This is a genomic window from Bradyrhizobium sp. MI1.7 (assembly GCF_055811795.1).
Genome location: NZ_JBVVPO010000033.1, coordinates 47,886 through 67,032, shown reverse-complemented (window position 1 = coordinate 67,032; position 19,147 = coordinate 47,886). Strand labels below are relative to the sequence as shown.

21 protein-coding genes and 1 pseudogene are annotated in these 19,147 nt (G+C 62.6%); 2 read left to right on the top strand and 20 right to left on the bottom strand.

The features are described from left to right. Positions 1-26: 26 nt before the first annotated feature. From AC0L3X_RS26900 to AC0L3X_RS26870, 7 genes are read right to left on the bottom strand one after another with little or no spacing between them, the layout of a single operon-like run. Entirely contained in the window at positions 27-950 is a 924-nt protein-coding gene (locus AC0L3X_RS26900; protein ID WP_354098524.1) for a cytochrome c oxidase assembly protein, read from the bottom strand. Continuing rightward, complete coding sequence (locus tag AC0L3X_RS26895; RefSeq protein WP_085400135.1) at positions 938-1,291, bottom strand: hypothetical protein; 354 nt, start codon at positions 1,289-1,291, stop codon at positions 938-940. The genes AC0L3X_RS26900 and AC0L3X_RS26895 overlap by 13 nt, the downstream gene beginning before the upstream one ends. Continuing rightward, positions 1,288-1,887, bottom strand: a complete 600-nt coding sequence (locus AC0L3X_RS26890) for a cytochrome c oxidase subunit 3 (protein ID WP_085400134.1) — start codon at positions 1,885-1,887, stop codon at positions 1,288-1,290. The genes AC0L3X_RS26895 and AC0L3X_RS26890 overlap by 4 nt, the downstream gene beginning before the upstream one ends. After that, on the bottom strand, positions 1,884-3,791 hold the full coding sequence (gene ctaD, locus AC0L3X_RS26885) for a cytochrome c oxidase subunit I (RefSeq protein WP_354098523.1): 1,908 nt from the start codon (positions 3,789-3,791) through the stop codon (positions 1,884-1,886). Before ctaD ends, AC0L3X_RS26890 begins: the two co-directional genes overlap by 4 nt. A 2-nt stretch (positions 3,792-3,793) precedes the next feature. Beyond that, entirely contained in the window at positions 3,794-4,804 is a 1,011-nt protein-coding gene (coxB, locus tag AC0L3X_RS26880) for a cytochrome c oxidase subunit II (protein ID WP_354100379.1), read from the bottom strand. Positions 4,805-4,859: 55 nt separating this feature from the next. Further along, positions 4,860-5,084, bottom strand: coding sequence for a hypothetical protein (locus tag AC0L3X_RS26875; RefSeq protein ID WP_085400129.1), 225 nt, complete (start codon positions 5,082-5,084; stop codon positions 4,860-4,862). Positions 5,085-5,096: 12 nt separating this feature from the next. After that, positions 5,097-5,219, bottom strand: a complete 123-nt coding sequence (locus AC0L3X_RS26870) for a hypothetical protein (protein WP_283808556.1) — start codon at positions 5,217-5,219, stop codon at positions 5,097-5,099. A gap of 145 nt (positions 5,220-5,364) precedes the next feature. Between AC0L3X_RS26870 and AC0L3X_RS26865 the strand changes: the two genes are divergently transcribed. Together AC0L3X_RS26865 and AC0L3X_RS26860 are read left to right on the top strand one after the other, a co-directional pair. Continuing rightward, positions 5,365-5,589 (top strand): DUF6894 family protein, encoded by a 225-nt coding sequence (locus tag AC0L3X_RS26865; protein WP_354100378.1) that lies wholly within the window; start codon positions 5,365-5,367, stop codon positions 5,587-5,589. 9 nt (positions 5,590-5,598) lie between these two features. Beyond that, entirely contained in the window at positions 5,599-6,069 is a 471-nt protein-coding gene (locus AC0L3X_RS26860; RefSeq protein WP_354098521.1) for a metallophosphoesterase family protein, read from the top strand. A 156-nt stretch (positions 6,070-6,225) separates the two neighbouring features. On the opposite strand, the gene AC0L3X_RS26855 is transcribed toward AC0L3X_RS26860, so the two are convergent. The 13 genes and pseudogenes from AC0L3X_RS26855 to AC0L3X_RS26795 all read right to left on the bottom strand — a co-directional run bounded on the left by AC0L3X_RS26855 (position 6,226) and on the right by AC0L3X_RS26795 (position 19,145). Then, positions 6,226-7,329: a UDP-glucuronic acid decarboxylase family protein gene (locus tag AC0L3X_RS26855; RefSeq protein WP_354098543.1), complete on the bottom strand. Its 1,104-nt coding sequence runs from the start codon at positions 7,327-7,329 to the stop codon at positions 6,226-6,228. Between the two features lie 12 nt (positions 7,330-7,341). Further along, on the bottom strand, positions 7,342-8,466 hold the full coding sequence (locus tag AC0L3X_RS26850) for a CgeB family protein (protein ID WP_085400126.1): 1,125 nt from the start codon (positions 8,464-8,466) through the stop codon (positions 7,342-7,344). Further along, positions 8,463-9,551, bottom strand: coding sequence for a CgeB family protein (locus AC0L3X_RS26845; protein WP_085400124.1), 1,089 nt, complete (start codon positions 9,549-9,551; stop codon positions 8,463-8,465). The genes AC0L3X_RS26850 and AC0L3X_RS26845 overlap by 4 nt, the downstream gene beginning before the upstream one ends. Beyond that, on the bottom strand, positions 9,548-10,675 hold the full coding sequence (locus AC0L3X_RS26840; protein WP_354098520.1) for a CgeB family protein: 1,128 nt from the start codon (positions 10,673-10,675) through the stop codon (positions 9,548-9,550). Before AC0L3X_RS26840 ends, AC0L3X_RS26845 begins: the two co-directional genes overlap by 4 nt. Further along, the gene (locus AC0L3X_RS26835; protein ID WP_354124701.1) at positions 10,672-11,784 is read right to left on the bottom strand and encodes a glycosyltransferase family 4 protein; all 1,113 of its coding nucleotides are present in this window, start codon (positions 11,782-11,784) and stop codon (positions 10,672-10,674) included. Before AC0L3X_RS26835 ends, AC0L3X_RS26840 begins: the two co-directional genes overlap by 4 nt. Further along, positions 11,781-13,067 carry a TIGR04295 family B12-binding domain-containing radical SAM protein gene (locus tag AC0L3X_RS26830; RefSeq protein WP_085400119.1) on the bottom strand — a complete coding sequence of 429 codons (1,287 nt, stop codon included), beginning with the start codon at positions 13,065-13,067 and terminating at the stop codon, positions 11,781-11,783. Before AC0L3X_RS26830 ends, AC0L3X_RS26835 begins: the two co-directional genes overlap by 4 nt. Further along, positions 13,064-14,122 carry an NAD-dependent epimerase/dehydratase family protein gene (locus tag AC0L3X_RS26825; RefSeq protein ID WP_354100376.1) on the bottom strand — a complete coding sequence of 353 codons (1,059 nt, stop codon included), beginning with the start codon at positions 14,120-14,122 and terminating at the stop codon, positions 13,064-13,066. Before AC0L3X_RS26825 ends, AC0L3X_RS26830 begins: the two co-directional genes overlap by 4 nt. Continuing rightward, the gene (locus AC0L3X_RS26820) at positions 14,122-15,234 is read right to left on the bottom strand and encodes an NAD-dependent epimerase/dehydratase family protein (RefSeq protein ID WP_085400116.1); all 1,113 of its coding nucleotides are present in this window, start codon (positions 15,232-15,234) and stop codon (positions 14,122-14,124) included. The genes AC0L3X_RS26825 and AC0L3X_RS26820 overlap by 1 nt, the downstream gene beginning before the upstream one ends. A 201-nt stretch (positions 15,235-15,435) precedes the next feature. Further along, positions 15,436-16,380, bottom strand: a complete 945-nt coding sequence (locus tag AC0L3X_RS26815) for a phosphopentomutase (RefSeq protein WP_354100375.1) — start codon at positions 16,378-16,380, stop codon at positions 15,436-15,438. Next, a pseudogene (locus tag AC0L3X_RS26810) lies at positions 16,296-16,616 on the bottom strand (phosphopentomutase); the annotation flags it as partial. The pseudogene AC0L3X_RS26810 and the gene AC0L3X_RS26815, both read right to left, overlap by 85 nt. 8 nt (positions 16,617-16,624) lie before the next feature. After that, a complete protein-coding gene (locus AC0L3X_RS26805; protein WP_085400115.1) occupies positions 16,625-17,575 on the bottom strand; it encodes a glycoside hydrolase 5 family protein in 951 nt (316 codons plus the stop codon). After that, entirely contained in the window at positions 17,575-18,339 is a 765-nt protein-coding gene (locus AC0L3X_RS26800) for a TIGR04290 family methyltransferase (RefSeq protein WP_085400113.1), read from the bottom strand. The genes AC0L3X_RS26805 and AC0L3X_RS26800 overlap by 1 nt, the downstream gene beginning before the upstream one ends. Beyond that, positions 18,336-19,145, bottom strand: a complete 810-nt coding sequence (locus AC0L3X_RS26795) for a nucleotidyltransferase family protein (RefSeq protein WP_354098517.1) — start codon at positions 19,143-19,145, stop codon at positions 18,336-18,338. Before AC0L3X_RS26795 ends, AC0L3X_RS26800 begins: the two co-directional genes overlap by 4 nt. Positions 19,146-19,147 lie beyond the last annotated feature (2 nt).

The following is a 19,147-nucleotide window of genomic DNA, read 5'->3' as shown; positions in this document are numbered from 1 at the left end:
GCGGTTCCTATGAGGGGCAGCCGCTCTCAACCGGCATTTCGCGCGAGCGACAGGCGCGTATGAGCATCGTTGGCCGTCAGCCACCGATAGGCAAAGAACAGCGCCGCGCCCGTATAGAGGACGCCCATCGGCACCCACATCAGGATGCCCGCGAGCTGCTGATCTTCAAGCGGCGACAAGCCGAATTCTCCCGCGAATGCGCCCTGAGCAGGAATCCAGAGCCGCGGCGACACCGTCAGCAGCGCGCCCAGCACGCCGGAATGCAGGATGGTTATGAACAGGCAGCCGATCGCGATGCCGTCGCGCACGCGACTGCTCCGGTCCCGTCCGCGGCCGTACAGCAGCACCCACCAGAACAGCAGCGCCGTCGCAAAGAAGCTGATGTGCTGGAGACGATGCACCGCCGGATTTTCCAACGCACAGGCATACAGAGGTGGAACATGCCAAGCCCACAGCGCGGCGCCATGAAGCGTCGTGGCTGTGACGGGATGGCTGATGAAGCGCCATGGCACAGCCAAGACCGGCAGATTGAGAAGCCGGCCGGCGGCCGGCCGAAGCGAGGAAGGTTGGCTCCACAGCAGAGGGCCGTTGATCCGGGCATAGGCCATTAGCGGCGCGGCGACGACCATGAGCAATTCGTGCTCGATCATGTGGGCGGTGAACAGCCGCTCGCCGAGCCAGTGCAGCGGCGAGGTCGTGGCAAGCGCCGTGACCAGCCAGCCGGTCCAGAACGCGCCGACCTGGCGGAAGCTGACGCCCCGGCCGCCGCCGGCGTGTCGCCACAGCCGCTGTGTCCCGACATAGAAGCCGATGCCGACGGCGTAGAGCGGAGCGAGCAGCCAGGGATCGTAGCTCCAGAGCGATCCGGAATCGACCTCCGAGAGGCCGTGGGCCAAGGCCGGCTGCGCCAGCAGCCCGAGCAACAATATCGCAATCCTCAGCGCAGGCATGGGCTGATCATCAGTGAGGCGGCGAGCTGGTTCGCGATGACGAGCGCGAACAGCACGCCGCTGCCGACGCCGAGCCAGGCCATGAATGTCCTGGGTCCGCCGCCTTGTGCATCGGCCCATTCAGCACCGGCTCCGCGCCGAACCGCGCGGACCGAAATGGCGGCGCCCAACAGGGCGACGATTGCGAGAACGGCGCTCATGATCGCGCCGCTCATCCTGGTGTTCTCACAGGAGAAGTGCGCGAGCACGTAGACACCTTGCAGATTGATGCCCCATGCGAGAGGCCCAAGGGCAACACCGGCCCAATAGAGCAGCCTGGATCGTCCCTCAGCTTCGGTCATAGGCGCGGCACCCAATCGAGCAGGGCATAAAGCGGCAGCCAGGCGAGTACGACGAAATTCCAGTAGAACACGTTGTCCGTGACGTCGCTGAAACGGCGCGGTTTTGCGTGCCTTGTGAACATCAGCACCGCCAACACGACGGTGTCGCCGAGATCGGTGGCAAGATGGGTCGTGTGCAGGCCCAGAATGAGCCACACGATCGACCCGTAAGCGGAATTGTCCCAGCGGGTGTTGAGATGCGCGAATTCGAAGCCGCGCAAGACCAGCAACGCGATGCCGATCAGCGACATCACGATCAGACCGATACGCACTTTGGAAAGATCCTGCCGGTGTGCGGCGCGGTTGGTGAACTCGTTCGGAATGATGCTGAGCACGTAGATCACCGCCTCGGCGGTGCCCGGCCACAGATCGGGCGGCGGGGCCCCGATGGGCCAGCTCGGGTTGACCGAGTAGAGATAGAGATATGCGCCGATCGCAATCGCAAACCCCATGCCTTCGAGCGCCATGAATCCCATGGCGCCCCACCACGGACCACTGCGCGGACCGTAACCATAAGTCGGCAGGTCCGAGACATCGCGGACGATCGTCTGTCTCACTCTTCGTCCTCCTTGCTGCCGGTTGGCCAGAACCAGCCGATCAGGGCGATGGCCATCGGCGGCGTGCCCCACAGCACGGCCCAGGGTGTGAAGATCGACCCGATGAAAAAGATCGTCGTCGCGATTGCCGTGAGCAGCGGCCAGATGCTCGGCTCGGGCGATGCCTCGCGGATTTGAGGCTCGGCTTCCGCCAGCGAGGTCAGGAGAACCTCGCGACGCTCGGCACTGAGGCCGGCGACGACAGCCAGGCTCTCGCTGTCGGCCCAGAGCGGATCGCGATGTTTGACAACGGGAATCCGGTCGAAATTCTGCGGCGGGGGAGGCGAGGAGGTCGCCCATTCCAGCGTCGAGGCATTCCAGGGATTGTCAGCCGCAAGCGCACCCTTGCGCAGGCTGTAGATCACATTGACCACAAGCAGCGCGAAGCTGAGCGCGAACACGAACGAGCCGATGCTGGACAGCAGATTTAAATGGGCCCAGTCCATGTCGGCCGTATAGGTGTAGACGCGGCGCGGCATTCCGATCAGACCGAGAAAATGCATCGGAAAGAACGCGACGTTGAAGCCGACGAAGGCGAGCCAGAAATTCCAGAGCCCGAGCCGCTCGCTCAGCATGCGGCCGGCGATCTTGGGAAACCAGTAGTAGACCGCGCCGACCAGCGGGAAGACAGCGCCGCCGATCAGCACATAATGGAAGTGGGCCACGACAAAATAGGTGTCGTGCACCTGGGTGTCGATCGGCACCGAGGCGACCATCACGCCCGACAGCCCGCCGAGCACGAAGATCACGATGAAGCCGAGCACGAACAGCAGCGGAGTCCGGTAGACCGGCCGACCGTCCCAGAGCGTCGCCAGCCAGCAGAAGATCTGCAAGCCGCTCGGCACTGCGATCAGCATGCTGGATGCCGTGAACAGCCCGGCACCGAGTTGGGGCAGTCCCGTGACGAACATGTGGTGGACCCAAAGGCCGAACGACAGGAAGCCGGTGGCGATCAAGGAGAGAATAATGACGGGATAGCCGATCACGGGGCGGCGCGCGAAAGTGGCGAGGATCATCGACACCATTCCCGTTCCCGGGATGAAGATGATGTAGACCTCGGGATGACCGAAGAACCAGAACAGGTGCTGCCAGAGCAGGGGATGTCCACCCGAAGAGGGGTCGTAGAAGCGGGTGTTGACGAGGCGATCCAGGATCAGCGACGTCGATGCCACCATGATCGAGGGCATCGCGAACATCACCAGGAAGGCGGTGACCAGCATGGCCCAGACGAACAGGGGAATGCGATCGAGCGTCATGCCGGGCGCGCGGAGCTTGAACACGGTGACGACGATCTCCACGGCGACTGCCAGCGCCGCGACCTCGGTGAAGGTGATCATCTGCGCCCAGACGTCGGCGCGCTTGGTGGGTGTGAACTGAAGGCTCGAGAGCGGAACGTAGGAAAACCAGCCGACATCGGGGCCGACGTTGAACAGGAAGGAGATCCAGAGGAAGCAGCCGCCGAACAAAAACATCCAATAGCTGAAAGCATTCAGGCGAGGAAAGGCGATGTTCCGCGTGCCGACCATCAGCGGCACCAGATAGACGGCGAACGCCTCCATCACAGGCACGGCAAACAGGAACATCATGGTCGAGCCGTGCATCGTGAATATCTGGTTGTACTTGTCGGCCGAGAGAAACGTCTTCTCGGGCCCCGCCAGTTGAATCCGCATCAGAACAGCAAGGATGCCGCCGAGGAGCAGGAAGACGAACGCCGTGACGATGTAGCGGCGGCCCACCACCTTGTGGTCGACCGACATCAGCGCGCCGACCCAGCCGGACGGCGTTCGCCACACCCGTTCGAGCTGGCTGGAAAGCTGAAGGCCGTTCAGGACGTCGTCCCGCAACTCGTTTGGTTCAGCGGCCATGCTCACTTGAGCTGCTCCAGATAGTGAATGATCGCGATCATCTCGTCCGATTGCAGCGGCATCTTCGGCATGAGATTGCCGGGCTTGATGTGCTGGGGATCGGCGATCCAGGCGCCGAGCGTAGCCGGCGTATTCTGCAGCGTTCCGGCCGCAATCGTCGAGCGGCTGCCGATATGCGTGAGGTCCGGACCCAATTGTCCGCCGGCCATCGTACCGCTGATGTTGTGACACAGTGCGCAGCCGCGGCCGCGAAACAGCGCCTCGCCCCGTTTGCCGAGTTCATCCGCAGGGCGGTTCGCACTCTGGTTTTCATGGTCTCGCCAGCGGCCGAACTCGTCGGGTGGCAGCGCGATCACCGCGAACGCCATGTGGGCGTGCTGGATCCCGCAGAACTCGGCGCATTGTCCGCGATAGATTCCAGCGTTCTTCGCCGTGAATTGCAGCTCGTTCTTCTGCCCGGGGATCAGGTCCATCTTGCCGGTCAGGCTCGGCACCCAGAAACTGTGGATCACGTCGGCCGATTCCAGCTCCAGTTTCACCGGCTCGCCGGTGGGGACTCGGATCTCGTTGGCCGTCACGAAACTCTGGTGCGGACTGTCGGCCTCATAGCGGACCTCCCACCACCATTGGTGGCCGATAATCTTCAGCGTATGGGCCTTCTCGTCCTTGGCGAAAACGGTGCGCTGCCCGGCATAGCTGACCAGCGAGAGCCCGAGCACGATGATTGTGGTCGCAACGCCAAGCGCGAGGACCACGCGCCCGGAACGCTGTTCGAAAGATTGGTGCAGATCCAGCGGCTGATCGGTCGCGCGTTTCCGGCGCAAAAGTCCGATGCCCAAGACGATCACGACGGCGGTCCAGACGATCGCCGCGACGATGACAAAGATGAGCAGCGTGTACCGGATCTGGTCGGATTGCAGCCCCTGCGGGTCGAGCGCCGACTGCTGGCCCGCGCACGCAGCAAGCGGCCAGGACATGCATGGCACCAGAACTCTTCGCAACCAAGCTGCCATAGGCGCTCGCCGAACTCCACTTCGGAGGCGGAACCGGCCAATTTTACAAAGGTTCCTATTCGCTGCTGGAGCGATTTGCGGAGCTCGAGCCGCCCAACTCCGGAATGTCGGCTAGCGCGGAGGCGGCGGACCCGAGCTCCCGGATGACGCTGAAGGTGCCGTCGGCCTCGAGCACGATCGCACCCACATCCTCAAGCGCGACATAGGTGACGGTCGTTCCGATCGCGGTTCTCAGGAGCGGCGTCCAGCCCTGGAAGAGGATATGTCCGACATCTGGCATGGAGCGGCCGGACTAGAATGGCCAGCCCTTGGCGGCGATCACGATCGCCGCATCGCCGGCAGCCATCAGCAGCAGCACGGCGAGGGTAGCGATCAGCGCGCCGGGCTGGGCAAGCACGCGCAATTCTTCCAGCATGAGTTGGCTCCCGAGATCGATCTTTCGATCAGCAATATTACTGCGACAAAGAGGTTCCTGTTCTGAGTTGGTATGGCGGCGAGCGGGCGTTTCGCGCCGGAACGAAGCCGCGATACCGGGCGTTCCTGACTGGAAACTCGACGGATTGCACCTGCCGCGCTATCATTTCGATTTGGTGGATTCCAAGACGGTGACCGACGAAGGAGGCGCCGAGCTCCCGGACGACATCCGGGCGCTGGATGTTGCCGAAGAGATTGCACGGCGGCTTCGGAAGGAGAGTCCCGAGCTTCAGGGTCATCATTTCTCGATCCTCGTCACGAACCAGGACGGTGAGGAGATCGGCCGGGTCTCTCTGGACGTCCTGCACTGAAAGCGCGGCATGTCATTCTTGATCGGCGTGATCTCCGACACGCACGGACTGCTGAGGCCGGAGGTGGAACGCTGCCTTGCCGGGGTGTCCCACATCATTCATGCCGGCGACATCGGCGCCCCCGAAATTATTGAGGCGCTTCGCCGAATTGCGCCGGTCACTGCGATCAGGGGAAATGTCGACCAGGGGGCATGGGCACAATCCTATCCTGAGACTGAAACCCTGCGATTGGGCGGTCACTGTCTCTACATCTTGCACGACCTCAACGCTCTGAACGTCGTCCCGGCCGATCTCGGCATCGACATCGTGGTGTCGGGCCATTCCCATCGCGTGCAGATCAGCAGCAAGGACGGCGTGCTTTACCTGAATCCGGGAAGCGCCGGGCGGCGCCGGTTCAAGCTGCCGATCACACTGGCAACGCTCGAACTGGAGAAGGACCACCCGCTCAGTCCCGTCATCAACGACCTCGACCCTGCCTGACGGAGCCAGGGCAAGGATCAAGCGTCGGCCGGATCAAGTGGCCGCGGGCGAGGATCGCATCATCCGCCTGTTTTGCCCGACGTGACAAGCGCAAATTTGCAAAATCCGTAATTGTCTCCTAACGAGCGGACAAGTCGTTGATTTTGTTGGTCCCGGCTACTGTGCATGGGGTTGTTTCAAGTTTTTCAGGACGTCGTCACGACGCTCCGCAAGGGTCAGTCGTCCGCGTGCCGTCCGCGCCGTCCTGCTCGCGGCGATCGCCGGCGTCAGCGCCGGCGCATCTGTCGCAAGGCGAAGCGAAAAATAGGCGATCGTCGCCTGCAGCCCGTCCTTCAGCGCCACGCGCGGACGCCATCCCAGTGACCGCTCGGCGATGTCGATGACGGGCTTGCGACGCTTGGGGTCGTCCTTGGGCAGCGACTCGAATCGAAGCGGAGACGTGGAACGGGTGTAAGACACGACTTCGCGGGCGATCGCTTCGATCGTGACTTCATGCGGGTTGCCCAGGTTGCATGGCCCGGTGACCGCGGCCGGGCTCTCCATCAAAAGCTGCAATCCGCGCACGAGGTCGTCGACGAAGCAGAAGCTCCTGGTCTGGGTCCCGTGGCCGTAGATCGTGATCGGTTCGCCCCGGAGGGCCTGTACGATGAAGTTCGAGACGACCCGTCCGTCGTTCTCGAGCATGCGTGGTCCATAGGTATTGAAAATGCGTGCGACCTTGATCTCGACTCCGTGCTGCCGGTGGTAGTCGAACATCAGTGTCTCTGCTGCGCGCTTGCCTTCGTCGTAACAGGCGCGTGGACCGATTGGATTGACGTTGCCGAGGTAGGATTCGGGCTGAGGATGGATTTCGGGGTCGCCGTACACCTCGCTGGTAGAGGCCTGAAGCACGCGCGCCGATTTTCGGCGCGCAAGCTCAAGCATGTTCATGGTGCCAATCACGCAGGTGTTCATCGTGCCGATCGGATCGCTCTGGTAATGGCGCGGCGAGGCCGGGCAGGCGAGGCTGTAGATCCGATCGATGCTCTCGTCGATCTCCAGCGGTTCGCGCACGTCGTGCTCGATGAATCGAAAGTTCGGATGGTTGAGCAGTGGCCGGATGTTTGCGATGGTGCCGGTGAACAGATTGTCGAGACAAATGACCCTGTTCCCGCGCTGTAGAAGCGCATCACACAGATGCGAGCCGATGAAGCCGGCACCGCCTGCGATCAGCGCCGTGGAGGTCGGGCGCGGGGCACGAACGCGAGTCTGGAACGTCATATTCATCTCCCTTCAGAGCTCGGCGACCTGCACCGGCCGGATTTCAGGCAACCTCTTTGATTTCCGATGGCGCCGCGCGGAAGCCTCCAAATAATATGTTTCCAGTTGCTGCGCCCGGTGATCTGAGGTGTGATCGGCAAGCACGCGCCTTCTCGCGTTCTCCGCAATCGTGCACCGGCGTTCTTCAGGCATGTCCCGCAAGATCTGGACCACCTCGTTTGGATCCGAGGCGATGAGGATTTCAGACGACGGATCGAATATCGTTTCAATGCCCGGCCATCGGTCCGAAATGATCGGGGTGCCGCAGGCTGCCGCCTCGAACAGACGAACGCTGGGCGAGAAGCCGAGGGCGCGCATGTCGCTGCGGGTCGCATTCAGGGTGAAGCGCTGCTCGGAATAGAACGTCGGATGATGCTGAGGAGTGAGATGCTCGATGCGGGTCAAATTGTCGGGCCAGCTGATATGCTCCGGGTACTGCGCGCCCGCGACCACGAACTGCTCTGCCGGAAGGGCTCGGGCAGGAGCCAGAAGCAATTCCTCGAGAACGGGCTGCCTGTCGTCGCTGTAGGTTCCGAGGTAACCCAACGACCATTTCCGCTCCGCCCGCCTGGGCGCATACCGCTTCGTGTCGGCGCTACAGTAGAGAACGCGCGCCAGCGGGCTGCCGAAATTCTCCTCGATCATCTGTGGGACCGGGCCGCCGGTAAAGGACAGATACAGATCGAAGCGCGGGATCATAGCCGCCGATAGATAATCCAGCCCTTGCTCGATGCGAGCCAGCGTGACCGGCGTATCGATGTCGTAAAAGGCCGTTATTCCCCGGGCGTGGCTCGTCACCCAGTCGGAAATCGCGATGCCGTCTGGCACGTACGAGCCGACGATCACCAGATCGGCGGCGCGGACGAGGGGTCCGAAGCGGAGGGGAACGTCACTGAGCGATTCGTAGAGGTGCACGTTCCACGCGGAAGGGCTGACCAGATCGCGATGGTTCCGATACCACGCGGCGTCGCGCTCGAGGAAGGTGACGCGATGGCCTCGCTGTGCCAGGGCCTCGATCAGGGCGCGATAGGTCGTGGCATGACCGTTGCCCCATGAGGATGTGACCGAAAGACCGATGACGACGATGTTGAGGTTCATTCTGCTGCCTCGACGCGTGAGCTGCTTCCGACAAAGAGTTCGTGGAACTGGCGTGCGCGATGCCGGTAAGTATGGAGATCGAGGATGCGCGCGCGGGCGCGGCCGGCGATTGCCCGAGCGCGATCAGGCGTCAGAGTATTGATGTGGTCCGCCACCTCCGCTGCTGTCGCCGCGACGAGGACCTCCCGGCCCGGTTCGAGAAAATGATCGATGCCCTCCCATTGGTCGGTAATGAGGCAGGCGCCGGCGCCGACGGCCTCGAAGACGCGTGTCGGCGGCGAAAAGCCGTAGCGTGCCATGCTGTCGCGATTGACGTTGAGCGTGGCAAGAGCCGAGCCGAAGAAGCCGTTGTGATCGGCGGTGCCGACGTGTCCGACCTTGCACAGATTGGCCGGCGTGTCCTTGGTCTCCCAGCCGGAGCCGCCGAGCACGAAGCTCCTTTCCGGCAGATGACGCGCCACCTCGATGAAGAACCGCTCGACGCGTTGCTCGCGATCGGGGAGCCGGTTTGCGAGCAGGCTCAGATCGCAGCTGAACCGCGGAATTCGTGGCGTCGGAAAATGCGTGGCCGGATCGAGCGCGTTGTAGATCGGGACGCAGTCGCGCGCGCCGATGATGCGGTATGCAGACACGACCGGGTCGCCGCCGCCATAAGTCAGCACCATATCGTAGGACGCAATGGCACGACGCAAATGGTGCTGGGGATTCTGGTGCATCGCTTCGAGCGTGGCGGGGGCGTCGACATCCCAGTAGACACGCATTGCTCTCGTTGGGATGGTCGCGGTCGCGATTTCGAGCTCCTCATCGAAGACGCCGACGCCGCTGGCCTTGACCAGCATGTCTGCGGATTTGGCGGCGGCTTCCAGGCTGCTGCGCCAACCGTCCGACGTTGCCGGATAGACGATCACGCGCGCCCAGTCGGGGTCGTCGATGTCGCGATGCGCCTGCCGTTCGAACGCGTCCGGCTCGAAGAAGGTGATCTCGTGTCCGAGCGCCGCAATCTGGTTCAGCATGCCGCGATAGTAGGTCGCAGCGCCGTTCCAGTAGGACGATACGAGGCTCGATCCGAAGAAGCAGATCTTCATGCCACGGCTCCGATATCTGGCATGCACCGGGGCTGGCCCGGCGCCCGGATGCCCTGCACGATGTCAAGCAGCTGTTGCGTCCGATGACGGCAGGTATGCTTTTCCCTGATCACACGCAGTCCGGTTCGTACCATCGCGGACGACATCTCGCGGTCATCCAACAGCGTGCGCAGTGCACGTTTCATCTGCGCGCCATCCGTAACGCTCAGATAGACGCCCTCGGGAAACAGGCCCTCCGCATCGGACCATGGCGCGGAGACCAGTGGGATGCCGCACGCCATCGCTTCGAACACGCGGATGGTAGGTATCCCCGGAAGAGACCGGACATAGGGCGCCCGCGGCACATGCACCGTCGTTCGTGCGCTGGCAAAGGCTGCGGGAGCCCAGTGGGCCGGCAGCCAGCCGCCGTATCGGATGCCGGCCGCCCGAATGGTATCGAGAGCGGCGTCGGAGTAACGGACACCGTAGATGCTTGCCCCGAGCTTCAAGTCTGCGACCGGTTCAACCAGAAACTCGTTGAGTTCGGCGCCGCGCTCGCCATCGCCCCAATTGCCGATCCAGATCAGATCGTCCGTGCGCGCGATATCCGGCAGGGGATGGTACAGGGCTGTATCCGCCGCCTCGTGCCAGGTGAAGGCGCGATCCGCCCATCCGAGCTTCAGGTAGATCTGCCGAAGCACCTCGCCGAAGGCAAGCACGCCATCGAATCCATCAAGGTTGAATTGCGCGAGTTCGTCCGGGGCACTGACCGCGCGGTGGTGGGTATCGTGAAACAGCAGGGTGTAGCGAGCCCCTTGCGCGCGCCGGCGTCCGAGCTGCGCGATCAGGTCGGGGGAATTCCACTCGTGGACGATCACAAGGTCTGCGCCGTCTGTGGCGTCGTCGAGATCGAGGAACGCGTCATAGCGGCGGATACCGATCCCAGGCAGCAGCCCCGGGATGTCATCCAGGGCACGTTGACCGCCTTCTCGTATGGCATTCAATCGGCTCCAGCCGTCGATCGGCTCGAAGACAATCACTTCGTGGCCCAGCGCGTGTAGCGCGCGGGCGTAACCTCGGAGAAAGTGTGCGTTGCCGTTGTTCCAGCACGAGGTGAACGCATGGTAGAACAGGATGCATTTCATGCCCGCACCTCGATCTGGTCGTCTGGCGTCATGGTGATTTTCGATGGGAGTAGGCTCTCATACAGTTTCATGTACGCGCTCGTCATTCGCGCCTGCGAATAGGTGAGGGAATGCTCATAGGCAGCACGCTGAAGCCGCGCGCGCTCGCGCGCCTCATTGCAGAGATCGGCGAGCGCGCTATGCAGCGCGTCGGCGTCGGCCGGATCGACGAAGATGGCGGCTTCGTTCCAAAGCTCCCTGAACGTCGGGATATCGGACAGCACGAGCGCGCAGCCGGCTGCCGCGGCCTCCAGAACAGACAGGCCGAACGGCTCGTAGAGCGCCGGGCTGACGAAAATTGCAGCATGCCGCAGGCGGGTGTGAATGGCTTCGGGCGGCAAGTGCCCCAGCCATGTCATCGAAGCGGACGGGGTCGCATCGGCGGCGCCGGCGACCTCGACAGGCCAGGCCAGTCGATACGCTGCCGCCGCCAAGGCTTCGATGTTCTTGGCGCGATCCCAAAGCCGTCCCGCGGCGAGGATCCGGTCCTGCTTTTTTCCGACGAAATCGCCCGGTGCAATCCCGTTCCAGATTACCGTGCCTCTGGAGCGAGGACGGTAAAGTTCGCTGATCACGTCGTGGAAGGATTGACTCGGGCACACCCAAGCCTGCGCCACATCGAGAGCCGCACCAACATGCTCGGTGTAGAGCCGCCATCGCGGCTGCTCAAGCCACGCCGTATCCCGGCAGGCCTGTGCCCATGAATTGACGCAGGAATGCGCCACGACGACCGTCGGTTCGTGCCAGCCGAAAGATGCTTCGCGGAAGCTGTTGAGGTGGACGACATCCGGTCCAAGCTTGGCCTCGAGGCCGGCTAGCACCCGGCTCGCGTCCGCTACATTCCGGCCTTCCGGATCCTGCCACTCGAGCGCGAGGTCCGTCTCGATCAAGCGCACACCGGACCGCTCCAGCCGGCCCCGCTCCTCGGTCCGCGCGCGAGGACCCATCGTCACCAGGGTGACCTCGACACCGGCGCTTGCGAGATCGGAGGCGAGACCGCGGGAATAGGTCCACACGCCTCCCACGGTGTCGGTGGTCATCATGAGCCTGATGTTCGAATTACGGCTCATCGCGCCACCTGGAGTTCGAGCGCATCGAGCGGGACGGGGCGATCGTTCTGGACGTCGCTGAACCGGTCGAACATCGCAAGGTAATGTTGATGCGCGCGCTCCCAAGCGAAGTCGTCGGGCTCACCCCACAATTTGCGATAATCCGGGGATCCCGGATACGGATAGAGCGGCACGGGGTCGTTGGCCCAGACGCCTGCGTCCTGCATCTGGCGGCGCCAGCGCTGCACGACCGGATCATCATCCTCGGGCACTTCGATCAGGTTGGCTTGCACGAATGGAACGTGACGACGCGCTTCGGTCAACCGCTCGGCGAGCTGATCCGTCGTCATCTTGCAATTCTTGGCAAGCGCGGCGCGCCCCTCAACCGTCAGGCTCTCGATCCCGGCTTCGATCGAAACGCAACCGGCGCGGCCGAGCAGGGCCAGCATGTCTGGCTTCCAAAGATCGATCCGCGTCTGTATGCCGAACTTCAGCCCCCGCGTGGTCAGCGCTTGCAGCAGTTCGGCGTTGGGCAGAAAGATCTCATCGATGAAGTAGGCGTACTCAATGCCTTGATGGCGGAGGCCGTCGATCTCATCGAGGATCACTCCGAAAGGACGCTTGCGATAGGCATTGCGGAAATTATCCTTGGCGCAGAAGGTGCAGCTGTAGGGGCAGCCGCGTGATGCCTCGACTTCGGCGCCGGGAGCAAGCGGCTCGGCTTCAAAGCGATGATGGTGGTGATGATGCCGCCGGATCATCTCGTCGGGCCAGCGCAGCGGCGGTTGATCCGTGAAGCGAGCGGCCTGTGGTCCCCCATTGATTCGGACTGAGGTTCCATCCGTAAAGCAAAGGCCGGCAAAGTCGCGTTCGCCGTTGGCCAGGCGAAGCAAGGACGTCTCGCATTCGCCCATGACGACGATGTCGGCGCCGAGCTTCTTCAGCGCCGCCTTCGGTGTCGTCGAGCCATGGGGGCCGACCGCAACCAGGATTGGCACGAGGTCTCGAACCGCAAGTGCGAGTCGCTGCGGCACGCGAAGCTCGGGGGGCGCGCAACGCCAGAACAGGTAGGTTGGAGCTGTGGTCATGGCGATCAGATCTGGACGGAACGCTCGGAGCTCTGCGTCGATATCCGCGAGCGACAGATCGAACATGTGGGCATCGAGCAGCAGCGTCTCGTGCCCGGCCGCCTTCAGATGATGCTCGGAAATACCAAGCTCGAGCGGTAGGTGAGGCGATCGGCAGCCGAAATAGATGCTGCCGCCGAACTCCCAGTTGGGATTGATGAGCGCGACGCGGGTCATGCCATGGCCTCGCGGCTGCCGTCTGACGATCCGAAGCGGCTGTGCAGCCAAGTGTGGAGCGAGCGGAGGCCTTCCGCAATCTCGATCTTGGGCGCCCAACCGAGCGCGTCGGACAGGGCGCTTGTATCCGTGACGTACCAGGGCTGATCGCCGGGACGCCAATCAGCGAAGCTGTAGGCAACGCCTCTACCGGTCAGGTCACCGATCTGGTCGATCAATTCCAGCAGGCTGATGGCGTTGCGAGGACCGCCGCCAAGATTGAACACACGCCCCTGTACCCGATCAATCCGGTCGAGCGCCGCGAGCCAGGCGCCGACCGCATCCGAGACATGGAGCGCGTCCCTAACCTGCTTGCCGTCGCCGTAGATCGTGAGCGGATTGCCTCGGATCGCGCTCAGCAGAAAGTGCGCAATCCAGCCTTGATCTTCAGTGCCGAATTGACGGGGGCCGTAGATGCAGCTCATTCGCATAACGACTGTACGAAGGCCGAACACGCGGGCGTAATCGTGAACGTACTGATCCGCCGTGCCCTTTGAGCAACCATAGGGGCTGTAGAAGTCGAGCGGTGTGTGTTCCGAAACGCCGGCAGCCAGAACATCACTCCTTGGCGCATAGCGCGAGCCGATCAGCCCGATCGAGCTGTCGTCGATCATGCGGCCGTACACCTTGTTGGTCGAGGCGAAGATCACGGGCGCGAGCGGATTATGCAGGCGTATGGTCTCAAGCACATTCAATGTACCGCGCGCATTGATCTCGAAATCGGAAGCGGGATCGTTCACGCTTTCGGTGACGGCGACTTGTGCGGCCAGGTGCAGCACCGCGCGAGCATCGCGCACGGCGTCGATGACGGGGATCGGTTCGCGGATGTCGGCGATCGTGACCGCCACCCGGTCGCCGTGCCTGGACTTGAGCCATTGCGCATTTTCACGTACCCCGGCGCGGGCGAGATTGTCCAGCACGGTGACGTTTTCACCTCGCTCGGCAAGCCGATCGGCCAGATTGCAGCCGATGAAACCGCAGCCGCCGGTGATTAGGACGGGTCTATTGTCAGTCATCACGCAACCAATCCTCGCTGCAGCAACTCGCCGGTGGCTCGCTCGGCCTGATCGTCGGCGATCTGGTCGGCAAGGTACTCCGCAAGCTCCTCAAGGCCGTCCTTGAAGCCGACATGCGGCACGAAGCCGAGCACGTCGCGAGACTTTCCGATGTCGGCGAAGCAGTGACGGATGTCGCCTGCACGATATTTTCGTGTGATCTCGGGTTGGATGTCAGGCCGTCCCATCACGTCGGCGAGATCCTGCGCGACCGAAAGGATGTTGCGGCTTTGCCCTGAGCCGACGTTGAAGACGTCCTGGGCGTGATCAGCCTCGAGTGCCATGCGGCACGCACGAGCGACGTCGTGCACATGCACGAAATCGCGGCGCTGAAGCCCGTCCTCGAACACGAGCGGTGGCCGTCCATTAAGCAGCCGCGCGGCAAAGATCGCGAGGACCCCAGTATAGGGGTTCGACAAGGCCTGGCGGGGACCAAATACGTTGAAGAAGCGCAGTGCCACAGTTGGAATGCCATAGGCGTTTCCCGTGATCAGGCACATCCGCTCCTGCGCATATTTGTTCAGCGCATAGATCGAACTCAATGTCGGCTGCTTGGTCTCGGGCGTCGGAAGGGGCTCAAGCGGATCGCCGGCCAAGTCGTGCAATTCCCAGTCGCCGCGGCGAAGCTGTTCGATCGGTCGTTCGTCACAGACGAGGACGCTCTGATCGGCGCTGCGATAAAGGCCTTCGCCATAGATGCTCATCGAGGAAGCCACAACCAGCCGTTCAACTGGACGCTTTGACAACGCCTGCAGCAGTACGGCAGTGCCAAGTTCGTTGGTCCTGACATAGGGTTCGATGTCGTACATGCTCTGGCCGACGCCTACCGCGGAGGCGAGATGCAGTACCATGTCGGCCCCTCGCAAAGCGTGTTCGACGGCGCTGGCGTCGGTCACGTCTCCAACGACCAGCTCCGCATCGGCAGCGAGATAGGAGGGCCGCTGACGGTTGCCGCCGTGAACCTGTGGCGAGAGATTGTCGAGCAGCCTGACCTCATAGCGGGCCGCCAACAGACCATCGGCCGCGTGGGATCCGATGAAGCCTGCGCCACCCGTGATCAGTACTCGCGTCATTCACCGCTCCGTGCGCATGGAGACCGATCCCGCGGGATCGACCTGTATGAGTGTGGAAGCGCGCTCTGCTATCGGTCGGCGACCCGCGCTAGTCACGTTCGAAGGTAGAAGCGGTGCAAGGAATGTTGGTTCCTGCAAAATGTACAAACGAAAATTTCTCTAACCTGGATCAATAATCTGGGTGAATCGCGGGCGCAGATTTCAAAAGCTCGTGCCGTGGACCGGCATTGGCAACTCGAGATGCCTTGCGACAGTTGCACCAATATCTGCAAAACTGCTGCGTCTACCGATCTGTTGAGAGCGCTTGGCATTCGCCACGAGAATAGGGACCTGTTCGCGCGTATGATCAGTGCCGGTCCAGGTGGGATCGCAGCCGTGGTCCGCGGTGATGATCAGGAGATCATCGCTTCGCAGCCGATCGAGCAGTTGCGGAAGTCTTGCGTCGAACGCTTCGAGGGCTGCGGCATATCCGGCGACGTCCCTGCGATGACCGTAGGTCGTATCGAAGTCGACGAAGTTGGCGAACAACAATCCGCCCTCCGCCAGGCCGTCCAGTCCATCAAGGGTGGCATCGAAAAGGGCGTCGTTACCATCGCCTCGCAAATTCCGTCCGGTCCCGCGATGCGCGAAGATGTCGTCGATCTTGCCGATGGAGACAATGTCACGACAGTCGCTCTCGGCAATGTCGAGGATGGTGTGTTGCGGAGGAGGAACGGAGTAATCCCGACGGTGTCCGGTCCGCCTGAAGCTGGTGCTGGAACTGCCGACGAAGGGCCGCGCAATCACACGCCCGATATTCAGCGGATCGACCAGTCTGCGCGCGGCTTGGCAGACGTCGTAGAGGCGTTGAACTCCAAAGGCGTTCTCATGCGCCGCGATCTGGAACACACTGTCGGCGGAGGTGTAGCAGATCGGCTCGCCGCTCTGCATGTGGTGCTCGCCGAGTTCGGCGATGATCTGTGTCCCCGAGGCATGACGGTTTCCGAGAATCCCGGGCAGGCCGGCCTCCGCGCACAGGCGCTGCACCAGATCGCCGGGAAAGCAGGGTACGGTTTTCGGGAAATACCCCCAATCGAAACCGGTACGCCGGCGATTTCCCAATGCCCTGAAGGGGTGTCCTTGCCTTTCGATATCTCGCTCGCGCATCCAGATTGCGAAATCCCGGCCTGGATCGCGAGGCCCGGCGGTGTGCGCCCGGTGGCGAGTTGGCAGGCTTGGCCGAGGCCGAGCGCGACGAGGTTCGGAACGCGGAGCGGCCCCTCCCGGCTTGCGTTGTCTGCTGTGCCGGCGATGCAGGCCTCTGCGATGTGGCCGACCGTATCCGCGCCCTCGTCGCCATACCGCGCAGCGTCGGGCGCAGCGCCGACGCCGACGGAATCCATCACCAGGATCAGGGCGCGCATACTGGCCCCGTTGCGACCGGTTGCGGTGAAGCCGCGGGTGTCAGCCCCGTCCGGGTGCAATAGCGTTCGACCATCTGGGCGCAAAAGTCGGCGAATTCGTTCACATCCTTGGGCGGGCTGGTGTGATGAGGCGCGAGCCCGCGATGTTCCGGCGTGAAGCAGAATGTCATGGTGACCTGGAATTCGGCCAGAGCGTCCATCTGGCGATCGAACCAATCAAGGGCGTTGGGACGGAAGCTGTCGGCCCAAGACAATCCCGTTCGGAGATGTTTCACGCCGAGACGGCGCATCCAAACCGCGCCCTCGTGCAGGCGATGATCTTCATAATGAAACCACTGACAGAGCCCGAGCTCACGCGCGTATTGCCCGAACTTGTCCAGTGCTGCTTTTGGCGTGCCATCTTCCCGGAGCAGCCCCATGTGGAAATGCCGGTAGTAGGAGGAGCCTTCGGCTTCCTTGTGCCGGGTCGTCGCTTCCCAGGCGGTGGGCAGGTCGTACAGGCTGTACCAATGGATCCGCGGCGTGCGGCCGATCAGGAGCTCGGCGGTGCGCGACAGGCCCCAAGCCTGAACCTCTTCAGCACCGAACGATGAAACGCCGACCTCGGTGACCCAGACCGGGAGCGAGGTCGTCGCCTTGATATCTTCGAGCTTGTTCGGCCATTCTCCGATTTGCCAGAGATTCCAGTCGAGCGGAAAGCCATGCACCGCCACCGCATCGACATGATCGAGGACGCCGCGCGCCTTCATGTTGCGGATGAAGGAGGGATCGATCGGCGATATGCCGCCCAGCACGCGCGGCAAAGTCGGATGTGCCGTGCGGATGGCTTTGCCCGCCGCGATGGCGGTTTCGGCGAACATCGCCCAGTCCGGATCGATCAGGAGGTCCCAATGCGATTTGTTGTTTGGCTCGTTCCAGATCTTGGCAGCTTCGATCATCAATCCACCTTCCGCGCCGGGTAAACCGGGCCATCGGCCTGCGGCCGCTCGGTTCGCTTGCAGAGATAGACCTCGTCTTCGGGATGCGCCGCGATGGCAAAGCCGGAGCTGCGAAGCATGGCTTCCACGCACGCACGATTGGGAACCCACCAATTGGTGGGATCGTCTGCATATTTTTGCTCGACGAAGTGGAGCTTGGGATAGCCCGGAGCGTCGAAATGATCCGTCATCCAGAAGTCGTAGTTCTTCTCGATTGGATCAATGTCGCTGTTGCCGCGCTGCATCGATTGGAACAGCAGGAGATCGTCGGCGACGTGTTCGTGGATCAGGTCGAGGGCGAGCAGGGGATGCCGCAGATGATAGAGCACACCCATGAAGATCACCAGGTCGAATTTTTCGTGCAGTTGCCCCACGTCGTAGGCGGACATCTTACGGAACTCGATGCGGAGTCCGTTGACCTCGGCGGCGAAGCGAGCCTGCGCCAGATATTCTTCGTCCGTGTCGAGGCCGAGCACGCGCTCGGCGCCACGCCGTTTCATTTCCATCGCATAGAATCCTGCGTTGCAGCCGATGTCCAGCACGGTCTTGCCTTCGAGCCGGTCCGGGATGATTCCTGAGAAACGCTGCCATTTGACGTTCGGATAGTCGCCGAGAAAATGTGCCGGCGCGGTCGGAACGCCATCGAGATCGAGATTGTGAAACCATGGACCTAGCGCATCGACACGGCGGCGGATCTCGTCACGGGAAAGGGCCGATCGGGTCATGCAACCACTCCGTCATTCGTCATAGGCGTTGCCGCAATCGTCTCTGCCGACGTGCCGGCCCGCAGGCGCGAGCGGCCGTTGCCGGCACTGGTCTCTGCGAGCAGCGCCATCGCCGTGCGATAGCCATCGATCGTGCCGACGTCGACATAGGATTCGCCGGCCTTGACACCGGTGCCGCGGCCGCCGGCGGCAAGGAAAGCATTGACTAACGTTCCAAAATATTCGTCGCAGCGGTCACGCCTGGTCCACAACGCCTGCAGCTCTCGAAAGCCGCGTGCGGACATCCGGAACGCTCCCCATATCCATGTCGAGGTTGCGTTGGGGTTTTTGACCTGGATTTCGGTCACACGATCGCCATCAAGCACTACGGCATCGAAGAATTCCGGATGTTCTACCGGAAACAACAGAAACGACAGATCGGCGCCCGGCAGCGCGCGCAGGGCGGCGGCGGGAAACCACACCGTGTCGGGCAGCCCCACGATCACGTCCTCGTCCCAGCCAACGACCGTACTCGCCCTGAACACGGCGTCGCACAGGCCGAGGGGCTCCGGCTGCACCACGTACGCCAGTTGGGCGCTGCCGTAACGGTCGCCGAAATACTCGAGAATGTCTGACTTGCCCGGCGAGATGACGAAGCAGATCTTGTCGGCCCCGCCGAGAATTAATCGCTCCAGGAGATATTCGGAGACCGCGCAAGGACGGGTGGTGCCGTCATCGCCGCGGCTGCCGACGGGAAGCAGTTCCTTGGAAAAGGCGAGCGGCTGAATGCGGCTGCCGCGACCGGCAGCCGGGACGATTCCCCACATGA